Annotated in this window: 27 protein-coding genes; 6 read left to right on the forward strand and 21 right to left on the reverse strand. The window is 67.3% G+C overall.

What is annotated here, in order from left to right:
- The 10 genes from CFB18_RS02450 to CFB18_RS02495 form a co-directional block, all read right to left on the reverse strand.
- Nucleotides 1-443, reverse strand: a 443-nt coding sequence (locus CFB18_RS02450; RefSeq protein ID WP_143597490.1) for an alpha/beta fold hydrolase, incomplete at its 3' end; no start/stop codon positions are given.
- On the reverse strand, nt 440-1,309 hold the full coding sequence (locus CFB18_RS02455; RefSeq protein WP_088570235.1) for an alpha/beta fold hydrolase: 870 nt from the start codon (nt 1,307-1,309) through the stop codon (nt 440-442). The genes CFB18_RS02455 and CFB18_RS02450, both read right to left, overlap by 4 nt.
- Before the next feature lie 91 nt (nt 1,310-1,400).
- Entirely contained in the window at nt 1,401-1,781 is a 381-nt protein-coding gene (locus CFB18_RS02460; RefSeq protein WP_088570236.1) for a nucleotidyltransferase family protein, read from the reverse strand.
- Between the two features lie 26 nt (nt 1,782-1,807).
- Nucleotides 1,808-2,578, reverse strand: a complete 771-nt coding sequence (locus CFB18_RS02465; protein ID WP_088570237.1) for an SDR family oxidoreductase — start codon at nt 2,576-2,578, stop codon at nt 1,808-1,810.
- Nucleotides 2,579-2,593: 15 nt separating this feature from the next.
- Nucleotides 2,594-3,019, reverse strand: a complete 426-nt coding sequence (locus CFB18_RS02470) for a type II toxin-antitoxin system VapC family toxin (protein ID WP_088570238.1) — start codon at nt 3,017-3,019, stop codon at nt 2,594-2,596.
- Nucleotides 3,020-3,031: 12 nt separating this feature from the next.
- Nucleotides 3,032-3,319, reverse strand: a complete 288-nt coding sequence (locus CFB18_RS02475) for a ribbon-helix-helix domain-containing protein (protein ID WP_088570239.1) — start codon at nt 3,317-3,319, stop codon at nt 3,032-3,034.
- An 88-nt stretch (nt 3,320-3,407) separates the two neighbouring features.
- Entirely contained in the window at nt 3,408-4,664 is a 1,257-nt protein-coding gene (locus tag CFB18_RS02480) for an acyl-CoA dehydrogenase family protein (RefSeq protein ID WP_088570240.1), read from the reverse strand.
- 55 nt (nt 4,665-4,719) lie between these two features.
- Nucleotides 4,720-5,811, reverse strand: coding sequence for an acyl-CoA dehydrogenase family protein (locus CFB18_RS02485; protein WP_088570241.1), 1,092 nt, complete (start codon nt 5,809-5,811; stop codon nt 4,720-4,722).
- A 118-nt stretch (nt 5,812-5,929) separates the two neighbouring features.
- On the reverse strand, nt 5,930-8,170 hold the full coding sequence (locus CFB18_RS02490; RefSeq protein WP_088570242.1) for a long-chain-fatty-acid--CoA ligase: 2,241 nt from the start codon (nt 8,168-8,170) through the stop codon (nt 5,930-5,932).
- Between the two features lie 40 nt (nt 8,171-8,210).
- Nucleotides 8,211-8,756 (reverse strand): SCP2 sterol-binding domain-containing protein, encoded by a 546-nt coding sequence (locus CFB18_RS02495; RefSeq protein ID WP_088570243.1) that lies wholly within the window; start codon nt 8,754-8,756, stop codon nt 8,211-8,213.
- 202 nt (nt 8,757-8,958) lie between these two features.
- Between CFB18_RS02495 and CFB18_RS02500 the strand changes: the two genes are divergently transcribed.
- Nucleotides 8,959-9,906, forward strand: a complete 948-nt coding sequence (locus CFB18_RS02500; RefSeq protein WP_200808043.1) for an AAA family ATPase — start codon at nt 8,959-8,961, stop codon at nt 9,904-9,906.
- A 19-nt stretch (nt 9,907-9,925) separates the two neighbouring features.
- On the opposite strand, the gene CFB18_RS02505 is transcribed toward CFB18_RS02500, so the two are convergent.
- From CFB18_RS02505 to CFB18_RS02555, 11 genes are all read right to left on the reverse strand, one after another.
- Nucleotides 9,926-10,693: a cytochrome c oxidase assembly protein gene (locus CFB18_RS02505; protein WP_159461533.1), complete on the reverse strand. Its 768-nt coding sequence runs from the start codon at nt 10,691-10,693 to the stop codon at nt 9,926-9,928.
- A gap of 147 nt (nt 10,694-10,840) precedes the next feature.
- Nucleotides 10,841-11,995: a peptidoglycan DD-metalloendopeptidase family protein gene (locus CFB18_RS02510; protein ID WP_159461534.1), complete on the reverse strand. Its 1,155-nt coding sequence runs from the start codon at nt 11,993-11,995 to the stop codon at nt 10,841-10,843.
- Between the two features lie 264 nt (nt 11,996-12,259).
- Nucleotides 12,260-12,736 (reverse strand): Zn-ribbon domain-containing OB-fold protein, encoded by a 477-nt coding sequence (locus CFB18_RS02515; RefSeq protein WP_088570246.1) that lies wholly within the window; start codon nt 12,734-12,736, stop codon nt 12,260-12,262.
- A gap of 11 nt (nt 12,737-12,747) precedes the next feature.
- The gene (locus CFB18_RS02520; protein WP_088570247.1) at nt 12,748-13,272 is read right to left on the reverse strand and encodes a Zn-ribbon domain-containing OB-fold protein; all 525 of its coding nucleotides are present in this window, start codon (nt 13,270-13,272) and stop codon (nt 12,748-12,750) included.
- A 15-nt stretch (nt 13,273-13,287) separates the two neighbouring features.
- Nucleotides 13,288-14,454, reverse strand: coding sequence for a thiolase domain-containing protein (locus tag CFB18_RS02525; protein WP_088570248.1), 1,167 nt, complete (start codon nt 14,452-14,454; stop codon nt 13,288-13,290).
- Nucleotides 14,455-14,483: 29 nt separating this feature from the next.
- A complete protein-coding gene (locus CFB18_RS02530; protein ID WP_159461535.1) occupies nt 14,484-14,876 on the reverse strand; it encodes a type II toxin-antitoxin system VapC family toxin in 393 nt (130 codons plus the stop codon).
- Complete coding sequence (locus tag CFB18_RS14870; RefSeq protein ID WP_143597491.1) at nt 14,873-15,097, reverse strand: hypothetical protein; 225 nt, start codon at nt 15,095-15,097, stop codon at nt 14,873-14,875. The genes CFB18_RS02530 and CFB18_RS14870 overlap by 4 nt, the downstream gene beginning before the upstream one ends.
- A gap of 191 nt (nt 15,098-15,288) precedes the next feature.
- Nucleotides 15,289-16,455: a thiolase C-terminal domain-containing protein gene (locus CFB18_RS02540; RefSeq protein ID WP_200808044.1), complete on the reverse strand. Its 1,167-nt coding sequence runs from the start codon at nt 16,453-16,455 to the stop codon at nt 15,289-15,291.
- Nucleotides 16,456-16,536: 81 nt separating this feature from the next.
- A complete protein-coding gene (locus tag CFB18_RS02545) occupies nt 16,537-17,562 on the reverse strand; it encodes an ABC transporter permease (protein WP_200808045.1) in 1,026 nt (341 codons plus the stop codon).
- A gap of 21 nt (nt 17,563-17,583) precedes the next feature.
- On the reverse strand, nt 17,584-18,585 hold the full coding sequence (locus tag CFB18_RS02550) for an ABC transporter permease (protein WP_088570251.1): 1,002 nt from the start codon (nt 18,583-18,585) through the stop codon (nt 17,584-17,586).
- Between the two features lie 176 nt (nt 18,586-18,761).
- Complete coding sequence (locus CFB18_RS02555; protein ID WP_088570252.1) at nt 18,762-20,507, reverse strand: peptide ABC transporter substrate-binding protein; 1,746 nt, start codon at nt 20,505-20,507, stop codon at nt 18,762-18,764.
- 247 nt (nt 20,508-20,754) lie between these two features.
- Between CFB18_RS02555 and CFB18_RS02560 the strand changes: the two genes are divergently transcribed.
- The 5 genes from CFB18_RS02560 (at nt 20,755) to rpsR (ending at nt 24,050) form a co-directional block, all read left to right on the forward strand.
- Entirely contained in the window at nt 20,755-21,111 is a 357-nt protein-coding gene (locus CFB18_RS02560) for a metal-sensing transcriptional repressor (protein WP_088570253.1), read from the forward strand.
- Nucleotides 21,112-21,132: 21 nt separating this feature from the next.
- Nucleotides 21,133-22,710: a presenilin family intramembrane aspartyl protease gene (locus CFB18_RS02565; protein ID WP_088570254.1), complete on the forward strand. Its 1,578-nt coding sequence runs from the start codon at nt 21,133-21,135 to the stop codon at nt 22,708-22,710.
- A 114-nt stretch (nt 22,711-22,824) separates the two neighbouring features.
- Nucleotides 22,825-23,139 (forward strand): 30S ribosomal protein S6, encoded by a 315-nt coding sequence (gene rpsF, locus CFB18_RS02570; RefSeq protein WP_200808046.1) that lies wholly within the window; start codon nt 22,825-22,827, stop codon nt 23,137-23,139.
- Nucleotides 23,140-23,191: 52 nt separating this feature from the next.
- Entirely contained in the window at nt 23,192-23,590 is a 399-nt protein-coding gene (locus tag CFB18_RS02575) for a single-stranded DNA-binding protein (protein ID WP_088570255.1), read from the forward strand.
- 100 nt (nt 23,591-23,690) lie between these two features.
- Nucleotides 23,691-24,050 carry a 30S ribosomal protein S18 gene (rpsR, locus tag CFB18_RS16455; protein WP_322794808.1) on the forward strand — a complete coding sequence of 120 codons (360 nt, stop codon included), beginning with the start codon at nt 23,691-23,693 and terminating at the stop codon, nt 24,048-24,050.
- Nucleotides 24,051-24,136: the final 86 nt, after the last annotated feature.

Raw genomic sequence — 24,136 nt, forward strand, 5'->3', positions numbered from 1 at the left:
CGGCGGCGCCGGGCGCGCCGGGCCAGGGGATGCAGGCGGGGCCCCAGACCCAGCCACCGGATGACCCGGAACAGCGCCAGCACCTTCGGATCCATCAGCACAGGGTCCATCAGGACGATGGCGGAGAAGAGCTCTGGGCGCCGGACGGCAGCGACCATCGTGATCACCCCGCCCATGGAGTGGCCGATCCCGACCACCCCCCGCCACCCCCGGGCCTCAAAGGCGGCGATCAGGTCGTCCGCCAGGGTATACCAGGTCACCCCGCGTTCCGGCCGGGGCCGCTCCGGCCATAGTGGGCGGGGGAGGAGGCTCACCCCGTGGCCAACCTCCCCCAGGGCGCGCATGAACGGGCGATAGCAGGCGGGCGGGAACCCATTGGCCACCGCCAGATGGAGAAGAGGCCCTTCCCCTCCGAAATCCCGCAGAAGCCCGTCCTCCCTCATCCCAGCACTTCCTCCACGAAGGCGCGCACGAGGCGATCCCGCTCGGGGTGATGCCCCAGCACGATGGTGTAGTGGGTGGTGCCGGGGACCTCCACGACGCGGACCTGAGGGATCACCTCCCGAAGCAGACCCTCCTCGGCCTCGGTGAAGAAACGGTCGTGAGGCCCGAAGGTGCCCACGGGCGCTTTCAGGAGGAGGGCCGGGCAGCGAATCCGCCCGGCATACCCGCGCAGGCGTTCGTTCCAGATCGCCCCCAGCTCCGTGGCCTCCTGGGCCCCCAGCCGGGAGGGGAACTTCACCCGCACCCGGCCATCCGGCTCGCGGATCAACCCGGCCTCCAGGATCGGCATCAGGCGCTCGTCGAACGGCTGGAGGAAGGGCATCGAGCGGACCAGCTCCCGGAAGGCCTCCAGGGAGGGCAGCTCCTCCACGCGGGCGTTCAGCACCTGGTTCAGGGATTCGGAGAACGCCCGGGAGGGGAGCGGCCCTCCATCGAACAGGATCAGCCCTCGAACCCGGTGCGGGTGCGCTGCGGCGACGGCCAGGCTGAGCATCGCGCCCAGGGAGTGACCCATGAGCAGCGCCCCTTCCGGGGCCAGGGCCTCCAGCACCGCGGCGATATCCCGCAGGTGGGCCTCCAGGCCGTAGGCCTGGGGATCCGCGGGCTGCTCGCTCTCCCCCCGGCCCCGCAGGTCCATGCTCAGCACCCGGTAAGGGGGGTTCAGGGCCGGGATCAGCGGGAGGAACGTCTCCGCGTAACCTGTCAGGCCGTGAAGGGCCAGGATCGTCCCCTTCTCCCCCGGCCACTCCAGGACGCGCAGCCGCACCTCACCGGACACCCAGCACGTCCGCGGCGCTACGGTCATCGGTGCCTCCGTTATCCTGAATGGAGCCGTTCAAGGAAATCCGCGAAAGCCAACAGCTCCATCCGCAGAGCCTGCCACCAATGTGTCTCCTTCATAGTTCGATCCCGAATTCCTCGATCGCCTGGCGCAGGGAGTCGCTGGCCATGTCCCAGTCGATGAGATCCACCGGGCGCTCCCGGATGATGTCCTCCACGGCCGACCAGGCTTTCCAGAAATCCTGCGGGGGAAGGCCCTCCACAGCCAGGTCCACATCGGAGTCGGGGTCGAACCAGGCCGCGTGGGCCAGGGAGCCGAAGAGCCACACCCGCCGGGCCCCGAACTGCGCTTTGAGCGCCCGCGCGGCCTCCCGGGCGCGATCCAGCAGGCGGGCGCGCTCCTCCAGATCGATGGCGACCGTCGGCCGCGGCCGCCGCCGGGCCGCCTCGAGGTAAGGCTTCCAGCCCTCCGGTCCGAGCTCCCGGGCGGTGGGCATCGGGTTTCCTCCGCCACACGCTGGGGTTAGGCCAGCCCGCCGGTCAGGGAGAGCCCGCCGTCCACGACGTAGACCGCTCCGGTGATGAAATCGGCGGCGGGGGAGACCAGGAACAGGGCCAGCCGGGCGACGTCCTCCGGCTCCCCGAAGCGCCCCTGGGGGGTGGCCCGCAGGATGCGTTCGGCGATCTCCGGCGTGCTCCAGAGGAGCTCGCTGAAGCGGGTGCGAATCACCCCGGGGGCGATGGCGTTCACCTGGATGCGATCCGGGGCCAGCTCCAGGGCCAGAAGCTGCGTGAGCATGATCACCCCGGCCTTGGAGATCCCGTAAAGCCCCATCCCGGGGGAAGGGCGCAGCCCGGCCACCGAGGCGATGTTGAGGATCTTGCCCCGCCCCTGGGCCCGCATCACCGGAACCACCGCCTTGGCCATCCGCCAGTAGCCCAGGAGGTTCACCTCCAGGATCTTCTGCCACTGGCCCTCATCGGCCTCCAGGGTGGGGCCGAAATGGGGGTTGGTGGCCGCGTTGTTGACCAGGATGTCCACCCGCCCGAAGGCCTTCACCGTTTCCTCCACCAGCCGCTCGACCTCCGCCATGCGGCCGGTGTGAGCCGGCACCGCCAGGGCTTCCCCGCCGAGGGCGCGGATCTCCTCCACGACCGGGGCCAGGTTCTCCGCCCGGCGGCTGGAGAGCACGACCTTCGCGCCCGCCTCGGCCAGGGCCCGGGCGATGGCCCGCCCGATCCCCCGTGACGCCCCGGTGACGATGGCCACCTGCTCCCGCAGATCGATCCGCATCCAGAGCCTGCCTCCCTAACGCAGACGCAACGGGATGCGTCGGATTCCCAGACCACTCATCTGATCGAAATGCCGATCGAAGGAGAAAACTTCCGGAACTCCCAGGCGCTGAGCCATATGCAGAATCGCACAATCCACAAAGCTCCACTCTTTGTCGCTGAAACGCTGGAATATCATCCAAGATTCCCAGAAATCGTCTCCCTTAACGGGATAAAACATGAAAGGAGGTCCCTCCAACAGTTTCTTTCCTGTTTCGATCGCCATTTGAGGGCCCAAGGCCCGTTTGACCAGGGTAATGGTCTCCATCCATACCAGATCCAAGAGGATATGCTCCGCGTTCCGATATTGAAGGGCTGTTTCGCGAGCGAGAGCATGGTGAGGGTCCCGCGAATCCACGAGCGCGAAGAGGGCGCTGGTATCCACCAAGATCCGGCGCCGCATCGGTGGCTCCCTTTACGCGCGGGATCGGGAGCGGCGCGAACGGGGCCGGCGATGAGGCGGAAGGGGGTAGATCCAGTCGTCGACATGCTCGCTGATCGCCGGCCCCTTCTGATCGCTCCGCCCCGCGCCCACCAGCTCCCAGAAGGGGCTTTCGTCCAACGGCCGCCAACCTTGATGAGCCCGCAGCGTTTCGATCGCCTCCCGGATCAGCGCGGAGACGGAAACGCCCCGCCGCTCCGCTTCGTTGCGCAGCCACCGGTATTGCTCCTCTTCCAGAACCGCCTGAATCCGACGCAGCATCGTCCCCCTCCGGTTCGGGGATATGTGTATTCATTATACACCATACACAATATCCCGGGAGGGCGCGGCCTCCTTTCCCTGCTTCCGCTCACTTCAGCTCGCGGCTGGTCAGGCCGAGCACGCGGCGGGCGACGATGAGGGTGTTGATCTGGCCGGTCCCCTCGTAGAGGTCGTTGATCTTGGCGTCCCGCATCCACTTCTCCACGAGATAGCGGGTGGAGTAGCCCAGCGGCCCCAGGATCTCCACGGCCTTGTAGGTGATCCAGGTCACCGCCTTGCCGGCCTTCACCTTGGCCATAGAGGCCTCCAGAGCGTTGGGCTTCCCCTGATCCAGCATCCAGCCGGCCCGCAGGGTGAGCAGCCAGGCCGCCTTGTGCATGGCCTCCATCTCCATCACATCCCGCTCAATGGCCGTCAGCTGATGGCGAGGGAGGCCGTAGCGGATGCGGATCCCCTCCTTCTCCAAGACCTCCTTGGTGAACTCGATGGCGGCGCGGGCGATGCCCAGGGCGCCGGCGGCCACCACCGGCCGGGAGGCGTCGAAGGTCACCATCACGCCCTTGAACCCATCGGTGCGCGCCGTGTCCAGGATCTCCGGGCTGCCCAGGATGTTGTCGAGGGGGATGCGGGCGTTGTCGAAGCGGATGGCCGCCGTGTCGCTGGCCCGGATGCCCAGCTTGCGCTCCCGCTTGGTGATGCTCACGCCGGGTGTGCCCGCCTCCACCACGAAGGGCTTGATCCCGGCCCGCCCCGCCGTCTTATCGATGGTCGCCCAGACCACGACGATCCCCTCGGAGGCCTCCAGGGCCAGATACCCGTTGGTGATGAAGATCTTCTCCCCGTTGAGCACCCAGTGATCGTCCTCCCGTTTGGCTGTGGTCTGGATGGCTGAGACGTCGGAGCCGGCGCCGGGCTCGGTCACGGCCATAGCCCCCCACTTGGGGCCGCCCTCGGTGTAGCGCTTGAGGAAGCGGACCTTCTGCTCCGGCGTGCCCACCGCGTTGATGGAATAGCCGGCCAGGCCCGGGCCGGGCATGCAGAGGTAGAGGCCCGCATCGCCCCAGGTGAGCATCTCCACCAGGAAGATCATGCGCAGGTTATCGTAGCGCGGCCCCTCGCGCTTCTTCTCCATTGGCTGCTCCCCGGCCAGCTGCCGCTCCGCCCGCCGCACGATGCGGATCCAGTCCTGCTGCACGATGGGCCACATCGTGTTAATGAAGTCCCACGGGATCTCGTGCTCGTGCTCGTCGTAATAGCGGGCGTTCGGCCGCATCAGCTGCTCGGCCACCATCCGCGCCATCTCACGCTGCTGCTGGATCTCCTCCGGGATCTCAAAGCTGATCATGCGTCACCTCCCTCCGGAAGACCGAGAGAGTCGTCAACGATCCTCTGCCAGCTCCTCACACCATCACCAGACCCTCCAGCATGGGGAGGCCGCGGGCGTTGCGCAGCCACATCTCCACCGGATGATCCCGGATGTAGCCGTGGCCGCCCAAGGTCTGCACCGCTCCGTCCGTCACTCGCAGGGCCATGTCGTCAGCGAAGAGCTTGGCCAGATACGCCTCCCGGGCCACATCTTCCCCGCGGTCCAGCTTCCATGCGGCCTCCCAGACCATCAGGCGCGCGGCGTCGATGTCGATGGCCATCTCCGCGATCATGAAGGCGATGGCCTGGCGATGGGCGATGGGCTCGCCGAACTGCACCCGCTGCTTGGCGTAATCCCGGGCGTACTCAAAGGCCCCCCGCGCCAGCCCAACGGCCAGGGCCGCCAGGGCCACCCGCGACCGCTCCAGCAGCCGCTCCATCGAGATCCCCTCCTCGCCTCCGATCCGCTGACAGCGTGGGATCCGGCAGCCCTCCAGGACCACTTCATAAGTGGGCAGGGCCCGGATCCCCGCGTAACGGTCCCGCTCCTTCACCACCAGCCCCGGCGTCCCCGGCTCCACGAGGAAGGCCTGGGTGCGCCCGTCCTCGCTGGCGTAGACCAGGAGCAACTCCGCCTCCGCCCCGAAGGGGACCCCGATCTTGGTCCCATGGAGCACGTATTCCTCCCCCTCCCGGCGGGCGGTGGTCTGAAGATGGAAGGGGTCGAACAGGAAGCTCGGCTCGATCAAGGCCGCCGCCGCTCGCACGAAACGCTCCCCGCAGAAACGAGGCAGATACGTTCGCTTCTGCTCCTCGGTCCCATACAGCAGGACGGGGAGGGCGACCGCGTGGGGCGCCAGCAGATAAAGGGCGATGGTGAAATCCCCCCAGCCCAGCTCCTCCAGGGCCAGCACGCTGGTCAACGCCGAGGGCTCGCCGAAGCCCCCATACGCTTCGGGGATCATGCTGGGCAACAGCCCGATGGACCATCCCCGCGCGATCACATCCTCCGGGACCTGACCGGTCTCATCGCTCTCCCGGGCCACCCGGCGCAGGTGCTCCTCGGCGAAGGCCCGGACCGTCTGGATCAGCATCCGCTGCTCATCCGTCGGCTCGAACGAAATCATGGTGCTATCCCTCCCGGGAACCGGCGGGGGCGGGGGAGGGATTCGCCCTCCCGCCCGCCGCCCTGTCCCCCTGGATTTCACCATTCTTCACTCAGGGCGCGGCAGGAGACCACGCCCGCTATTCACGTAAGGTCCGCAGGCCGATCAGCAACGTGAAATCCCCTTCCCACCGCAGCTTGCCGGTGGCGAAAGCCACCTGGCCGTCCAGCTCCCCACGCTGCATCGAGCTGTAATCCGTGGCGCTCATGCGCAGGGTCCCGGCCGGCTCCGCCGCCCCGTTGTAGATGGCCGTCGCCTGCCACAGGGTGCCGTCCGGCCGCTCCAGCTCCAGACGCACCGTCCCCTTCACCCGCTGCAGGGCCTCGAACCGGCGCCGGGAGCGGAAGGCCAGATAGGGCGGCTCCCCGAGGTAGAGGCGTCCGGCCAGGACCTCCCGGAACTCCTCCGTCCCCATGCGCAGCTCCACGTGGGGCGTCTCGTCGGTCTCCCCCTCGATCACCGTCAGGCGCTTCCCGTCCTCCACCCGCAGGGTGAAGACCTCCTCCCCCACGCGGTAACGAACTCGGAGCACCGTCCCCTCCATCCCCTCGGGGGGCGTGGCGGACGCCGCCTCGAAGAGCCGGGGGACCCATTCGGTGAAGAAGGCGCGGATGGAGACGTCGGGGGGCACTGTGACCGGGGGCGGCGGCGCCGCAGGGGCAGCCTCCCGCAGCACCCGGCGGAGCACTTTCCCGACCATAGACTTCGGCAGGGAATCCCGGAACTCGATCTCCCGGGGGACCTTGTAGGGGGCCAGGTTCCGCCGACAGTGCTCCAGGATCTCCGCCTCGGAGGCCTGGGCTCCCGGCCGCAGGACCACGTAGGCCTTCACCGCCTCGCCGCGGTAAGGATCCGGCACTCCCACCGCCGCCGCCTCCAGGACGGCCGGATGGGCGTAGAGGACCTCCTCCACCTCCCGCGGGTAGACGTTGAAGCCGCCGGTGAGGATCATGTCCTTCTTGCGGTCGACGATGTAGAAGTAGCCGTCCTCGTCCATCCGGGCGATGTCCCCCGTGTAGAGCCAGCCGTCCCGCAGGGTCTGGGCGGTCTCCTCCGGCCGGTTCCAGTAGCCCTTCATCACCTGAGGTCCTCGGATCACCAGCTCCCCGATCTCCCCGGGCGCCAGCTCCCGGGTCCCCGTCTCCACGTCCACGATGCGCGCGTCCGTGTCCGGGATGGGGAGGCCGATGCTGCCCAGCTTCTTCAGGTTCATGATGGGGTTGATGTGGGTGATGGGCGAGGCCTCCGTGAGGCCGTAGCCTTCGATGAAGGTGCCGGAGGAGAAGCGGGCGAACTGCTGGATCACCTCCACGGGCAGAGGGGCGGCCCCGCTGTTGCAGAGACGGATGGAGCCTAGGCCGGACTCGGCCGCCCGGGGGTGGTTGAGGAGGGCGATATACATCGTCGGCACCGCGGGGAGGAAGGTCGGCTGATAGGTCCGGATGGCGTTCAGCGCCTCCTCCACATCAAAGCGGGGGAGCAGGATGAAAGACGCCCCGTTGAACATCCCCACGTTCATCAGGGAGGTCATGCCGAAGGAGTGGAAGAGGGGGAGCACCACCAGATAGCGTTCCTCCCCACGGCGGACGAACTCCCGGGCCCAGACGTAGGCCTGGATCACGTTGGCGAAGAGATTGAAATGGGTGAGCATCACCCCTTTCGGCAGGCCGGTGGTGCCGCCGGTGTAGGGAAGGACCGCCACATCCTCCAGCGGGTTCACCGGCGGCTGGAAGAAGCGCTCCCCTGCCCGCTCCATCAGCTCCGTCCACCGATACAGGCCGGGGCCGGCCGGGGTTTCCGTGCTCATCCCCTGGGCCCGGACCCGCTCGAGGTAGATGGGGCGGACGGGCTCCGGCATGTAGTCCTGGAGGCCGGCGAAGATCACGAGCTCCGGCCCGGCCTGCTCCCGCACCGCCATGACCTTGGGCGCCATGGTGTCCAGGGCGATCAGGGCCCGCATCCCGCTGTCTTCGACCACGTAGCGGAGCTCCCGCTCCACGTAGAGGGGGTTCAGGGGAACCACCACGGCACCCAGGCGGAGGATGGCGTAGAAGGCGATGAAGAACTGGGGGCAGTTCGGGAGCATGATCCCGACCCGATCCCCCGGCCGGATCCCCAGGGCGTCCAGGGCGGTGGCCAAACGGAGGGAATGGGCCCGCAGGTCCCGATAGCTCATCTCCGCGCCGTAGAAGATCGTCGCCGTGCGCTCCCCATACTGGTTGGCGGCGAAGTCCATGAGGGCGCTCAGGGGCTGCCGGGGGTAGGTCAGGGAGCGCGGCACCCAGAAATCATAGAAGCGATGCCATCGCCGCTCCTCCATGGCCACCTCCTCCACACTCCGCTTCAACCCGAGGCCCGGGTCAGCCGATGCGGAAGAACGAGGTGAGACGGGTGGCCAGCATCATGTTGCCACTGACCTTGAGCTTGCCGCTCATGAAGGCCTTCATCGCATCCAGCTTCCCGGTGGCGATGTCCACGAAATCCCGGGCGTCCATGGTGAGGGTGACGTCGGCCTTCTCCGCCTTTCCCTCGTGGACCGTGCAGGTCCCCTCGGAGATCACCAGATACCAGTCGCCGCCGCCCTCCCCGGTGAGGGAATACTGGATGGTGGCGCTCACGCCCTGGGCCTTGTCCGGCTGGAAGGCCTCGGGCATCCGCAAGATCACATCCCGCGCCGTCAGCTCGCTCATGGGAACCTCCTTCCGAGAAGAGGGTGAGGATCGCCCGATGTCGGGCTGCCGAACCCAATCCCAGAGACAACGGAGGAGATGGAGCTCATCGCCGAAGGGCCGGACCTCCCCGGTGCGGAGGTCGGAGATCTCGCCCCGCAACCGGCCCTCGGCGCGGGACTCCTCCAGCCAGACCCGCACCACGAACGAAGCCGCCCGCGCCCCCTGCCGCCCCATCGCCTCCTCAACGCACCGCGATCTGCAGAGGAGTTTATTCCCGAAAAGTTCAGAAGAGGTTCAGAAACCACCCCTCGCATTCCTCAGATTTGTGAATACTGGCACAGAGCGAGGTTCGCCGGTTTTCGATGAGGGGATTAGAATAAGCGGTAAGGCCGGGGCGGGCGGCTGTCTGACTTTGCCGGCGGTTCGGGAGGGGGTCATGGTCTCTTCGATTGAGGAGGTCCAGGAACGGCTGGCGGCTCAGCAATACATCGCCTCCGATGAGATCGCCACCACAGTTTTCCTGGCCGAACGGCTGGGCAAGCCCGTGCTGATCGAGGGTCCCGCCGGGGTGGGCAAGACGGAGCTGGCCAAGGCCTGGGCCGCGGCCACGGGGCGCCCCCTCATCCGCCTGCAGTGCTATGAGGGGCTGGATGAGACCAAGGCCCTTTACGAGTGGGAATACGCCAAGCAGATGCTCTACACCCAGCTGCTGCGGGACAAGCTCAACGCGGTCCTGGCCGATGCCGCCACCCTGCGGGAGGCCGCCGACCGCATCGCTCAGGAGGAGGATGTCTTCTTCTCCCTGCGCTTTCTGCTCCCCCGGCCCCTGCTCAAAGCCATCCTCTCCGACGAGCCGGTGGTCCTCCTCATCGACGAGATCGACCGCGCCGACGCCGAGTTCGAGGCCTTTCTCCTGGAGGTCCTCAGCGACTTCCAGGTCAGCGTCCCCGAGCTGGGGACCCTGCGGGCCAAGCACATCCCGACCGTCTTCCTCACCAGCAACAACACGCGGGAGCTGAGCGAGGCCCTTAAGCGGCGCTGTCTTTATCTGTTCATCGATTACCCGTCCCTGGAGCAGGAGCTGGCCATCGTGCGGCTGAAAGTGCCCGAGCTGGCCCCTCAGCTGGCCCGGCAGGCGGTGGAGCTGGTGCAGCGCCTGCGCCGCCTGGATCTCAAAAAGCAGCCCAGCATCAGCGAGACCCTGGATTGGGCTCGGGCCCTGGTGGCCCTGAACGCCCAGCACCTGGACCGCAAGACCCTAGAGAGCACGCTCACGGTCCTCCTCAAGCACGAGGCCGACCTCCAGCGGGGCCGCCGCCTGCTGAACGGCGGCGAGGAGGCCCGGCGGCCCCGCCGTGCCCCGCCGTGGGCCAGCGACTCTTGAGCCCGGAAACCGGGGCCGTTCAGGCCCGGGCTTCTTCCTTCCCGAACCAGCGGAAGAACACCACGGTCAGGGCGCCCAGGTAGATCAGCGCGCCCGGCACCCACATGAAGAGCCCCGCCAGCCGCTGGTCCTCCAGGGAGGACGGCGCGCACACTTCGAAGCCCAGGGCGGAGGGGTTGTAAATCCGGGTGTCTGGAAACGTGAACAGAGCGCCTAACAAGGTGGTCGGCATGGCCAAGAAGAACAGATAGAGGACCTGGCCGGGCTCGGAGAGGCGGGGCCAGGCCGGGGTCGGGCTCAGCACCGGCCCCCAGGCCAGCATCGCGGCGAGCAGGAACAGGAACTGCTTGAGGGCCCAGAGGGCCACGCTGCGGGAGGACACCTCGAAGAGGGCCGGCGTGTGCCAAGCGAAGAAGATCAGGTTGGCGGCCAGATAGGCCGGGATCGGCCGGATGAGCCAGCGGCCCGCCCCGGCCAGGGGAGGCCACCGGACCAAGGGGCGGAAGAAAGGCTCCGGCAGGCCCATCCAGAGCAGGGGGGCAGCCAGGCCGGTCAAGGCCACGAACTGGGCCATGTTGACGGTGAACCGGAGGTCCGGGCCCAGCAGCAGCGGGGACGGGATGAAGCCGAAGGCGGCCCAGCCCAGGCCGAGCAGGAACCATCCGAGATGGGCCCGCCGCCGGGTCGCCGGCAGCTGCTCATACACCCCCGCGATCCCCACGAAATACGCCCCCAGGGCCGCCAGGATCCCCACCCCCAGGATGGGCACCACCGCTTCCCAGGTCATCCCCTGCCTCCGACGCATGCGTGTTTGAGTTTATTGTAAGCAACGCGCCATGCTCACGCCTCATGCGCGAGGAAAAACAAAGGCTGGGAAGGACTGTGAGCCCTCCCAGCCTCATCCTTTACCGAGTTACCGAGAGGCGACGCTGAACTACGGAAGCACGCGCCAGGGGTTCACGAAGCCGCCGGGTCCTCGGATCTCAAAGTGCAGGTGCGGCCCGGTGGAACGCCCGGTGGAGCCCACCAGGCCGATGGTCGCCCCCTTGGCCACCTGCTGCCCGCAACCGACGAAGATGGCGCTGAGGTGTGCGTAATACGTCTGGTAGCCGTTCCCATGGTCCAGGACGATCAGGTTGCCATAGCCAACGGTGCTCCAGCCGGCGTAAACCACGGTGCCGGCGTCCGCTGCATAGACCGGATCGCCCAGACGGCCGGCGAAATCCACCCCCGGATGGTAGGCGGTGAAATCATAGCCGGACCGCCAGCGGCTGTTAACCGGCCAGACGAAACTTCCCGTGCCCAGCGGGGGGACCTGCACGCTAGGGCAGGCCCCCGAGGGCAGCCGCTTGCCGCCCGCCACCACCACATAGGCCTGACGAGGCGGGGTCCATCCGGCGAAGGGACGCGTGCCGCCCGGCACGATCAGCACCTGCCCCACCTGGGGCTCTCCTCCTTCCATCAGGCCGTTCCACTCCGCGTTGCGGATGGCCTCCGGGCTCACCTTGTATTTCTGGGCGATGGCCTCCAGGGTCTCCCCCTCTTTGACCACGTGAAGCACGCCATCCACCGGAGGGATGTTCAGGACCTGGCCGATCTCCAGCATGTGGGGATCATCCTGGAGGACATCGTAGTTCGCCCAGAGGATGGTCTCAGGCCGCAGTTTGAATTTCTCCGCGATGCCGAAGAGGGTGTCACCCGCCTGGACCGTGTAGGTGATGATGCCCCGCCGGGGCCGTTCTGGGATCTCGGTGTGGAGATCCACCTGGCGGATCAGCAAGGCCGGGCTGTTCCGACGGGTTCCGCCCAGATAGGCGGATCGACGGAGCAGGGCCTGCAGCACCTCGGGGGAAGCCGGCTGAGCCGAGGCGGCCTGAGGGAGACGCACCGGCTGGAACAGCCAGGCCGGAGCCGCACGGCCCTGGACGAGGCCCAGATAGACCAGGCCCACTGCCAGGACCAGCCCGACATGCCGGCTGTAATGGGTCCACAAATCGAGGGCGAACGCCCCCGCTCTCCGGATGGGCTCCTGCAGCCGGGCGGCCCATCCTTCCAGCCGGGCCCGCACCCAGGAACCCACTCGCGACATCCACTCTGTATCCTCAATGGCAAGACGTTGCGGACGGCCCTCAATCCTCCCCCGTCGGGGAGACCTTGGCACCGAGGAGTGGGAATTCATCCCTCGGATCCTCCTAATCAGGAAGGGCGAAATGGCGGCTGTCCCTCCCCGCGGATAGAGGGCCCTCGGCCCTCCCCCCCGCCCGGGTCCGAGCGGGTTGCCCCCATTATAGGGGATCCCCCCTCCCCCCGCAAGCCATGGTTGTGAAAATCAAAACAAACGAGGGGCCTTCCGCTACCGAATGGGGCGGAAGCCTTGAAGGTCCCGGAGGCTGCCGACCCGCTCCGGGGCCGGGCGGAAGACGGCTTCTACCCGTATGCCGACAGCCCAAGGGGTTCCGTCATCCAGCAGGTCGTGGATGAAGAGGGCGTCGGCGCCATCCAGGCGGATCAGGCCGAGGGTGCGGGGATGCGCCAGCCGGCTCCCATCCGGGGCGAGATACACCCGCGTCCATGAGAGGAGCGTCCCCTGCGGGCCCACCTCCACCCATGCCCCCTCGTCCAGCCCACCCAGGCAGCGCTCACAGAAACGGCGGGCCGGAACGTAGGTGTATCGACAACGGGGGCAGCGGGTCCCGTAGATCTTGCCGGCCTGCAGGCCGCGCAGCCAGCGCTCCCCGGCCACCCCTGCGGTGTAGACCCCCTCCAGCCGGATCGTGCCGTGCCAGGCGCGGGCGTCCCCCGCGTGAAGGATCCGTTCGATGAGCGCCATCAGGGCCTCCTTCAGGCTTCCAGGGGTCGGAAATACCGGATGTCGGTGATCGCACCCTCCCGCTCGTGCGGCGGCTTCCAGACCGCTTGGACCCGCATGCCGACCCGGACCCGCTGGAGGATCTCCTCGAGGGTCTGCCCGACCTCCCCCAGCTTGTGCAGAATCCCCATCCCGGGGGAGGCGCCATCGATGGCGATGACGGCAGGGACCTCCGGGACCTCCAGGCGGCGCATGTCCCAGGAGATGGTGCACACCGAGAAGGTGATCACTGTGCCGGTATCGGCCAGGGGGACCCATTCGTCGGTGGGGCGGAAGCACTGCTCGCAGAACATACGGGGCGGGATCATCACCCGGCCGCAGGATCGGCAGCGCCGGCCGATCAGCCGGCCGTTCTTCAGCTCAGCCAGGAAGCGCCCCACCGCCACCCCGGCGTCCCAGGCGTATTCGCCCCGCAACGGCGCCCGGGTGGTGAGCACCCGTCCCTGTTCGATATCCTCCGGCCGGAGGCCGGTGGTGGGGTAGACCCAGCGCTCCATGGGGCTTTCCTCCCCTTAGATTCCCAGGATGATCACCGTGCCGACCTGCATCAGATCCCCCCAGGCCTGGGCCAGGCCCCGCCGGGGCTGGCCGGGCACCTGGCGCTTGCCGGCCTCCCCGCGGAGCTGCCAGAAGATCTCGGCCACCTTCATCAGGCCGGCGGCTGCGATGGGGTTCCCAACCCCCAGGAGCCCTCCGGAGGGCGTAACCGGCATGTCCCCGTCCCGGTTGGCGATCCCAAGGGCGATCAGCTCAGCCGCCTTCCCGCGATCCGCCAGCAGCAGCCCCTCCAGGTGATGCAGCTCCTTATAATCGAAGGGATCATAGGGCTCCACGATGTGGATCTCCTTGCGGGGCTCTTTGATGCCGGCCATCGCGTAGGCCTTGCGGGCGGCTTCTTCCACATACGTGGGGTAAGAGAGGTCCCGATTGGTCCAGTATTGGGTGTCCAGGGACCAGCCCACGCCCTCCACCCAGACCGGTTTGTTCGTCACCCGCCGGGCCACGTGCTCGGCGGCCATCACGATGGCCACCGCCCCATCGCTGGTCGGGGAGACGTCCAGCCGCTGCACCGGCCAGGCCAGCACCTCTGAGTTCAACACATCCTCCACCGTGATGTTCGGATCGCCCAGCTGGGCCGCCGGATGGTCGGCCGCGTTGCGCTTGTTCTTCACCGCCACCATCGCGATGTCCCGCTTCGTGAGCCCGTATTTCGTCATATATGCGTTCATCTCGAGGGCGAAGATCCACAGGAGGTTGGGGCCCAGGGGGCGCTCCAGGGTGTGATCGAAAATGTAATTGAAGGCCGCCTGCGGGTGCGGGTGGCAGGAGGACATCTTCTCCTCACACACCACCAGCACTGTGTCAAACATCCCGCTGGCGATGTGATACCAGCCCTGGATGGCGGCGAAGACCCCGGTCCCGCCGCCCACGTATCCCCGGATGGTGGGCTTGCCCCAGGCGCCTGCCCCCGGGCTCAGATACTCCACCTTCATATGGACCCCGTCGAAGGCATCGGGGGCGGAGCCCAGCACGACCGCGTCGATCTGATCCAGGGTCATCTCGCAGGACTCCAGGGCCTTGTGGGCGGCCTCCCAGGCCAGCTCCGGGCCGGTCTCCAGGGCCCGGCGCACGAACTTGGTCATCCCCGCACCGACGATGGCCACTCGCCGTCCCGCCATTTGGCCTTACCTCCTCGGGCAGATCCGCATCACCAGAGGGTTTCCACTAAGCCGGAGCGCCGGATGATCTCATCATAGGTGACCAGGACCGCCCCGTAGCGCCGGGCGATGGCCACGATCACCCGATCGTGCAGGTCCTCGATCTCCGGCAGCTCCCGCACCAGCGCCAACAGGTTGAGGTCCAGGGGCACCACCTCGAATCTCCCCCCACCAAGCAGTGTGGCCAGGGCGGCCTCCCAGAGGGGTGGGATCAGCTCTTTCTCCTCGATCCGGATCAGCTCCAGCAGGACGACGATGGGGATCAGCCCTCTGGCCTCCCCTCGCTCGATCTCCCGGAAAGCCTGCCGGGCCGCCGGGCTGAGCCGCTCATCCCGCGTGAGATACCAGATCAGGGCGTGAGTATCCAGAACGTAGGTTCTCACAGGAGCCTCGGTTTCGGCGGGATCAGATCCTCCCACTCTTCATGCCACCGGGCCTGGATCTCCCGTCGCACCTGGCGCACGAGCTCCGGGTCTACCCGCTGGCCGGAGAAGGAGGGAAGATGACGGCGGTGAGCGGCCAGGATGAAGCGCAGCACGTGCTTAAGCATCAGGACCTCGTTCTCCAGCTGCTCCAGCCTTCCGCGTAGCTCCTCCGGATGCATGGGCACCTCCGGCCGATCGCGGGGAAGTTCATCCCGCAGCGCGGGGAACCTCTCCCTCTCCTCCCGGCGGCGGACCGTTCGAGGCGCCGCCCCGATGCTTCTGGCCCGGCCACAAGGAGGCATGGCGGGTCGGCCCGAAGGGCCGGCGTTCACTGACACGCGTTCCGGGGACATCCGGGCAAGGCCCATCGTCAGGGCTCCCGACTCAGGACGGCCACCGCGCCGGTAGCGGTGGGCAGCCCGCGCCAGGAGGCCACCAGGGCCGTGCCAGCGTGCGGGATCTGCCGGGGACCGGCCTCGCCGCGCAGCTGGAGCACCGCTTCCAGCAGCCGGGCCAGCCCGGAGGCGTCCAGGAGATGGCCTTCCCCCAGACACCCGCCGGAGGGGTTCACCGGCAACTCCCCCCCGATTTCAGTCGCCCCCTCGGCCGTCCACCATCCGGCCTCCCCGGGACGGCAGAGGCCCAGGGCTTCCAGGTGCTGGAGCTCTTTATAGGCGAACGTGTCGTCGATCTCCACCAGATCGAAGGCCCGGCGGGGCGAACGGATCCCGGCCTGCTGGTAGGCGATCTCGGCCGCCCGGCGGAGGTAACGGGCGCCCTCCCAATCCCGCCCCTCCAGGGTGTAGGAGTCGGTCGCCCATCCGATCCCGCGGATCCAGATCGCCCGGTCGGTCAGAGAGCGGGCGATATCCCCCCGCGCCAGGACGATCACCACGCATCCGTCGGCCGGCTCAGCGGCCATCAGGCGGGTGAGGGGCTCGGCCAGGGGCTCGCTCCTCAGCACATCTTCGACGGTGAGATCCGCCGGGAAGGCGGCGCGGGGGTTGCGCATGGCGTTGCGCCGGTTCTTGACCACCACCCGAGCCACATGCTCCAGAGAGGTGCGCGTGGCCTCCAGGTAGCGGCGCATCTCCAGCCCGGCGATGAAGAGGGGGTGGGCATCCAGGGGGCGCTGGAAAATCGGGTCCATGGCCAGAGCGGTGATCTGGGGGAGGTTCTGGATGTTGCTGGCCTTGCTGTGGGATTCGACGGCCAGGATGCGGGCGGCCCCCGCGGCGATCTGCATCACCCCCGCGGCCAGGGCCTGGAGGCCATCGCCGGCGATGGTGTGCACCGATTTCAGCACCGCCCCCATCTGGTCCGGGACGTATTCATCACTGATGGCGATGCCCTCGTGGAAGTCCTCCTCCGCGGTGACCAGGCCGTCCAGGTCCCGGCGGGGATGGATCCCTGCGTCGGCGTAGGCCATGGCCGCAGCCTCGAACATCATCTCCCGGAAGGAGAGGTCGGGGGTGATCGATCGGAAGCCGCTCCAGCCCACCCCGACGATGGCCACCTCGCTCATCAGGCGTCCCATTCGCAGCCTCCGCCGTGAGGATCCGGTGCGAGAATCCCCGGGCCGGGATCGCCCGGCCCGGGGAGTATGGGAGAGCTCCCTTTACTGCGTGCCCCGCATCCGCGGGTCCAGGGCGTCCCGCAGGCCGTCCCCCAGGAAGTTGAAAGCGAACATGGTGATGGCCAGGGCGAGGGCGGGGGCCAGGGCCTGGTTGGGATAGGTGCGGATCGCCTGGGCGCCCTGGGAGATCATCAGCCCCCAGCTGGGGGTCGGTGGGTTCACCCCGAGGCCGATGAAGCTCAGGAAGGCCTCGGTGGTGATGTAGGAGGGGATGGCCAGGGTCTCGGCCACGATCAGAGGGCCGATGATATTGGGCAGGATGTGGCGGAACATAATGCGCAGGTGCCCCGCCCCGATGGCCCGGGCGGCCTCGATGAACTCCTTCTCCCGGACCGAGAGGACCTGCCCCCGGGCCAGGCGGGCCATGTTCTCCCAGGCCGTCAGCCCGATGCCCACGAAGATAAACAACATCCCTCCGAAGGCAGCGTCGATCTTATACATCTGGATCCGGATGGCGTCCCAGACCGAGCGGGCCTCCTGGGGCACCTGACGGAAGAACACCATCAACAGGATGATGAACAGCAACCCCGGGAAAGCATAGAGAACATCCACCAGACGCATCATGATGTTATCCAGTCGCCCGCCGAAGTAGCCCGAGATCAGACCGTAAGTGGTCCCTACGATGAGGCTGATCAGCGGCCCCACAAAGGCCACCGTCAGGGACACCCGGGTCCCGTAGATGATGCGGCTGAAGAGGTCCCGCCCCACGTAGTCCGCTCCCAGCAGATAGCGGTCGCTGATCCGCGCATAGGGCTGCATAAAGGGGAAGATCTTCACCATCCAAGCGGGGACTTTATCCCGGTCGGTCAGCACCTGCTTGTCGTAGGGATAGGGGGCGATGAGGGGCGCGAAGATCGCCACCAGGACGAGCAGGATGACGATCCCTGCCCCGACCATGGCTGCCCGGTTGCGGGAGAGCCGATAGAGGGCGTCCTCCCAGAACCCCACCGGCCGACGAGTGGGAACCGCGAGGGTCTCTGCCCCTCGACGCATCGCCTGCGTCGCCATCGTCCACCTCGCTTCTCAAGATCAGGTGTAACGGATCCGCGGATCCAGGAAGGCGTAGGTGATGTCAACAACCAGGTTGGCGATCACCAGGAAAATGGCGTAGATCAAAATGGTCCCCATGATCACCGGGTGATCCCGGTTGGTGATGCTGGTGACGAAGTAACGGCCGAGCCCCGGGATGCCGAAGATCGTCTCCGTCACGAAGGTCCCGGTCACCAGGGCGGCGAAGAGGGGGCCGAGCACCGTGACCACCGGGATGAGGGAGTTCCGAAGGGCGTGGCGGGCGATGACCAGGCGCTCGGCGAGGCCTTTCGCCCGGGCGGTGCGGATGTAGTCCTCCCGGATCACTTGGAGCAAACTGGCCCGGGTGAGGCGGGCGATGAGGGCGGAGCTGGCCAGCCCCAGGGCGATGGAGGGCATGATGGCGTGCGCCGGGGTCCCCCACCCCGTCGGCGGCAGCCACTTCAGCCACACCCCGAAGACCGAGACCAGGATCGGGCCCAATACGATCACCGGCACCGAGACCCCGAAGATCGCCAGGCTCATCCCGAAGTAATCCAGGAAGGTGTTCTGGTTCAGGGCGGCCAGGATGCCCAGGGGGATCCCGATGCCTACAGCCACCAGCAGGGCGTAGACGCCCAGCTCAAAGGACACCGGCAGGTTCTGGCGGATGATGTCGTTGACGGAGCGGCTGCGGGAGGAATAGGACGGGCCCAGGTTGATCCAGAGGAAATAGCCCGGCCCGATCTTCCAGCGGATCAGCGCGTCCTCCTGGAGGGAGGTCGGCAAAGTGGGGGAATATCGGGGGACCAGGAGGTCGCGCATGTAGTAAAGATACTGGATCACCACCGGCTTATCGAGATGATATTTGGCCTCGATGTTCGCCCGGATCTCCGGAGGGAGCGGCTTCTCCCGATCGAAGGGCCCCCCGGGCACCGCGTGCATGAGGGCGAAGGTGATCACCGTGATCACCCACAGCACCAGGAGGTTCCATAGCATCCGCCGCACAATGTAACGGAGCATCTCCCCTCACTCCTGAGACGGAGTTCCGTTCGGCTGAACTCTGGATCGATCTCCTCTTCCCGAAAACAGGGGAGGCCGGCAAGGGTCCTCTCCACCGGCCTCCCCTGTTATACCTCATATCGCTCCATTTGAACAGGAGGGAGCGGCGCGCCGCCCCCTCCTGCCGACGTCCAGGCTCACTGCTGGATGTCCCACTTCTCAATATGCTCCAGGCCACCCAGCACCGAGAAGGTGCGCTTCACATATGGCTTGGTGACCGTGACGCGGGTATACCAGTAGATGGGGATGATAGCCGCGTCCTTGGCCACCAGGATGTCCTCGGCCTGGGCGTAGAGCTCGCGGGCCTTGTTCTCATCGGTCTCCCGCAGGGCCTGATCGACCAGGCGGTCGAACTCCGGATTCCCCCACTTCGTGTGGTTGTTGTCGGAGGTGGAGTAGAACACATCCTTCAGGAAGTTGCTAGCGTGGGGGTAGTCCTGGCACCAGCCCAGCCGCCAGATCTGCGGCGGGTCGGTCTGGAGGGTCTTCAGGTAGACCTTCCACTCCTGGGTCTCCAGCTTCACATCAACGCCCAGGACCTCCTTCCACATCTGCTGGATGGCCTCGGCGATCTTGATATGGCCCTCGACCTGGTTGACCATCAGGGTGATGGGCGGCAGGTTCTTCACATCCCCGCCATACTTCTCGTTCAGGACCTCCTGGAAGAGCTGCTTGGCCCGCTCGGGGTCATACTTCACGCCCAGGTTGGGATGGGTCTGGAGGGTGGGCGCCGCCTGCAGACCGGGCCGGGAGAACCACTGGGCCGGCTCCTGGCCGCCCTTGGTCACGTTCTCCACGATGGCCTTGCGGTCCACCGCCAGGGAGAAGGCCAGGCGCATGCGGGCATCATCGAAGGGCGGCTTGGTGACGTTGAAGCCGTAGTAGTAGGTGCACAGGATCGGCGCGATCTTCAGCTCCTGGGAGAGCTTGGGATCCGCCTTCACCCGATCGATCTCCGCCAGCGGCACGCCCGCCACGTCCAGGTTGCCGGCCTCATACTCAGCGAAAGCCGGGGACTCATCCAGCATGCGGAAGACGATCTCCTCGATCTTGGGCTTGGGCACGCTGGGGATGTTGTCGGGCCAGAAGGGGTTGGCCACCATCACGATGTGGCTGTCATGGACCCACTCCTTCATCACGTAAGGCCCATAGGAGTGGTAAGCGCCGGTCTCCGTCCAGCGATCCCCCTTCTCCTCGATCAGCCACTGGGGCTGCGCCCGCAACATCCAAAGGCCGGCGATGTTGGCGAAGAAGCCCACCGGCTCCTTCAGGGTGAACTGGATCGTGTAATCGTCGATCACCTTGATGCCGACCTTCTCAGGCTCGGTGATGGTCCCCTCGTTGAACTCCGCGGCGCCCTCGATGAAGAAAGCCGGCACATAGGCGTATTCACCGCCGGTCTCGGGCTTCAGGGTGCGGATGGCCCCATACCAGAAATCGTGGGCGGTCACATAGCGGACATCGCCCTTCTCATCCTTAACCTGCTCCACCTCCTGACCGTTCCAGCGCACCCACGGGATGCCCTTGCGCAGGTAGAAGGTCCACACCTTGCCGTCCGGCGAGACCTCCCAGCGCTCCGCCATCCCGGGCTCCACCGCCGCCGTCTCCTCGTTCTGGCGGGTCAGGCCCACAAAGGCCAGCTCGATGATCTGGATCGAGGAGGTATCCGTCGCCAGGGAGGGATCCAGGGTGGGGACGTCACCGGGGCCCAGGTTCAGGCGGAGGACCTTACGAGGAACCGGCGTCGGGGTGACGACCTTCTCGACGACCTTCTCTTTCTCGATCACCTGCGGGGTCGGCGTGGCCGCCGGGGCACAGGCCGAGAGCACCAGGCCCACCAGGGCGACCAGCGAGAGCCACCACCAGGCACGTGAGCGGTTCATCGCAACCTCCTCCTTTTAGCCTGAAGATGACTGAGATTCTCCGCAGCGGGGCCAGCGCTGATCTCACGCTGAGTTCGGAGGCCGCTCCCCCTCCGTTCGGGCTCTGCGTTATTAGTTATAACCACCTCCGGGCATTTTGACAAGAGGGGCCGGATCCCCGCTCCGGGCGCCGGGGGATGGCCTGGCTCCCTCGCTTACCTTCCGGTGGTATGCTGGAAGAAAACCCTGATCGCCATCAGGAGGCCGGATGCCCCGACGATCCTCACCGCGCCGCAAACCGACCCGGGACGCCCTCCTCCGGACGACCGGAGGGCCGCAGGTGCAGGTGTATCTCACACCCGAGCAGGAGCGTGCCTTAGACGCCCGCCTGGCGCGCATCGAAGGGCACCTGGCCGCCGTCCGGCGGATGTTGGCCGAGCACCAGGACTGCAACAGCCTGCTGGTGCAGCTGGCGGCGGTCAAGTCCGCCCTCAACCAGGCCATTCTGAGGCTCCTGGAGAGCCATATGGAGGCCTGCATCATCGCCTGCGCCATGGATGCGGAGAGCCGCGCCGCCCTGGAGGGCCTGAAGGAGGCCATGGCCATCGTGTTGCGCAAGACATGAGGCGATGAGGCGGAAACCCGCATGGACCTTTTGCAGCTGCTCTGGGGCTGGCTGGCGGATCCCAACGTCGCGTATCTCCTCCTGGTCGGCGGGATCCTGGCCGCCGTTGCTGCGTGGAGCATCCCGGGGACCGGGCTGGCGGAAGGCCTCGCCGTGCTCCTGCTGGGCCTGGCGGTCATCGGCCTGCTCCGGCTGCCCGTGAGCGCCGCCGGCCTCCTGCTGATCCTGCTGGGCTCCCTTCTTTTCCTGGGGGAGATCTACCTCCAGAGCGGGGGGTATCTAGGGCTCTCCGGGGCCCTGGCCCTGGGCCTGGGCGGCCTGTTCCTGCTGCCGCCCGGCGCCGGGCAACGCGTGGCCCCGGCGATCCTCATCGGGACCGCCCTGGCAGGAGCGGCCGCCTCTTTCGGCCTGGCGCACCTGATGCGCCAGATAGGCCGACGCCCTCCCCTTCAGTCCCCGGAGCGCCTGATCGGGGCGGAGGGGATCGCCCAGACGGATCTGGATCCTGAGGGAACCGTCTGGGTGCGGGGGGAAACGTGGACCGCCCGGGCGGTTGGGGAACGGATCGCGGCCGGCGAGCGGGTCCGGGTCGTGGCGGTGCAGGGGCTTCGCCTGCAGGTCGCCCGGGTCGCACCGCCTCCGGAAGCCGGCGAGCCGTCCGCCGATGCGCCGGATCCCGTTCCAGGGTCCATCGGGCCGACCGGCATCGGCGGGGCGATGGCCGTCCTCCTCTCCGTGCACTTCCTGGCTGTTCTGGGGTCCGGCTTCCCCCCGAACTCCCAGAACCCTGCCCCGGGGGAGGCCCTGGAAGCCGTCCGCCGGCTTTCGGAGCGGCTGGCCGCCCGGCCGATCGGCGACCAGATGGCCTTCGCCGTGCCTCTCGCCCTGATCCCAATTGCCACAGGAGCCCTCCTCGCGCTCTTCCTGCAGCTGCGGGATCGACGTTTCCTCTCCCGGATCCTGAGCTTCGCCTTGCTCGCCTCCTTCGGGGCAGCGCTTTTCTTCGCCCTGCACGAGCTGCTCTCCGCGCTCCTCGCGGCTCCCCCGCCGGTCTGGGCGGATCTCGTGCTGGGAGGACTGACCGTAGGCCTGATCCGGGAGGGACGGCGGCGCTCCTCCTGGGCCCTTTCGAACCTGACGGGTCTCCTGGCTTGCAGCGGGGCCGTCATCTACCTGGGATCTCTGCTTCCCCCGCCGGCCGCTGCGGCCCTGCTTCTGATCATGATCCTCTACGACGTGCTGGCCGTGCACGTCTTGGGGCATATGCAGCAGCTGGCCCGCTGGGCCTTCGAGGAGCGCCTTCCCATGCTGTTCATCATCCCACTGGAGATCCCCCGCGCGAAGACCCAAGGGCCCATCCTGGCCATGGGGTTCGGGGATGCCGTCCTGCCCGCCGTGCTGACGCTCTCCGCCTTGCGGGAACATCCTGCCCCGTGGCCGGCGATCGGAACGCTGATCGGCATCCTGGCGGGGCAGCTGCTCCTGACCGCCCGGCTGAGCGCCCGGCGACAGGTCCAGGCGGGTCTGCCGTTCCTGGCCGGAGGAGCGCTCCTGGGCTACAGCCTGGGCTATCTTCTGAGCACCGGCGGATTCGGGTAAGCTCCCGCGAGATGGTTGCCGAATCGCCCCGGATGTGGTAGGATACCCTCCGGCTTTGCGCCTTTCCGCTCCCGCCCCGAGCGGGGGCAAACCCGTGGAAAGGAGGTCATTTCCGTGCTGATCCAGCCTGCGCCGCGCATCCGACCTTATGAGCTGATGGTGGTCCTGGATCCGGATCTCAGCCCGGAGCAGCTGGACCAGACCATCGAGCGTATCAAAGGGGTGATCACCTCGAACGGTGGGCAGATCCAGGAGGTCATCCCCTGGGGTCGCCGCCGTTTCTGTTACCCCATTCGCAAGAAGATGGAAGGGCATTATGTCCTCATGCGGGCGGAGATGCCCGCGCCGGCGACCGCCTCCCTGGAGCGCACGCTGCGCATCACCGAAGAGGTGCTCCGCCACCTCCTGGTCCGTCTGGATGAAGATTGAACGGGGACGAGGCCGTCTCGTGGATCCGGAGAGAAGAGAAGGGAAGGGCTCCATGCGTGGGCTGAACAAGGTGATGATCATCGGCCAGGTTGGGCGGGATCCGGAGATGCGGTTCACCCCCAACGGGCGCCCTGTGACGACGTTCCCGGTGGCCACCACCCGCACCTGGATCGCCAGCAACGGCGATCGGCGGGAGGAGACGGAATGGTTCAACGTCGTGGCCTGGGGTGGACTGGCGGAGGTCTGCAAGCAGCGCCTGCGCAAAGGCATGTATGTCTATGTGGAAGGGCGCCTGCAGACCCGGGGATGGGAGGACGCGGAGGGCCGCCGGCACTATCGGACGGAGCTGGTGGCCAATGAGATGATCGTGCTGGGGGAAGGTCAAGCCGGCTCGCCATCCTTCGCAGAGGAGGCAGGCGAGGAGGAGAACGCGGAGGAGTTCCCCTTTTAAGCGGGGGATGGATTCGCGAGATCTGTATGCTGGCCGCGAAGAAGATCGCCGGGTGTGACCGCGCCCGGGGATGCTCAGATCGCATGGGAGGAGGTTCGCCTTGACAGAAGATCGGAAGGAGATCGAAACACCCCGCGCGGAGGCAGTGGAAGCGGCGGTGGAGAGCGCCGCCCCGGCTCCGGCGCCCGCGGCCCCGGCGAAGGCCGCGCCGACGCGCCGCTACGCGCAGCCGCCCCGGCTGTGCTATTTCTGTGTCGAGCGGGTGGCCATCGATTACAAGAACGTTGATCTGCTGCGCCGGTTCGTGAACGATCGCGCGCGCATCAAGCCGCGCCGACAGACCGGCACCTGCGCCAAGCATCAACGACGCCTCTCCGTGGCCATCAAGCGGGCACGCCATCTGGGGCTCCTGCCCTTCACCGCCGAGCACGTCCGCAAGTATGGCTGGGGCGGTCCCTGAACGCCTGCGGAAGCCTGGGGCCCTATGGGCCCTCCGGCATCTCCGGCATGCTCCCCCGGCCGCGCGACCGAGCGCCGGGCCGGGGG

The organism is Thermoflexus hugenholtzii JAD2 (assembly GCF_900187885.1).
GTDB classification, from domain to species: Bacteria; Chloroflexota; Anaerolineae; order Thermoflexales; family Thermoflexaceae; genus Thermoflexus; species Thermoflexus hugenholtzii.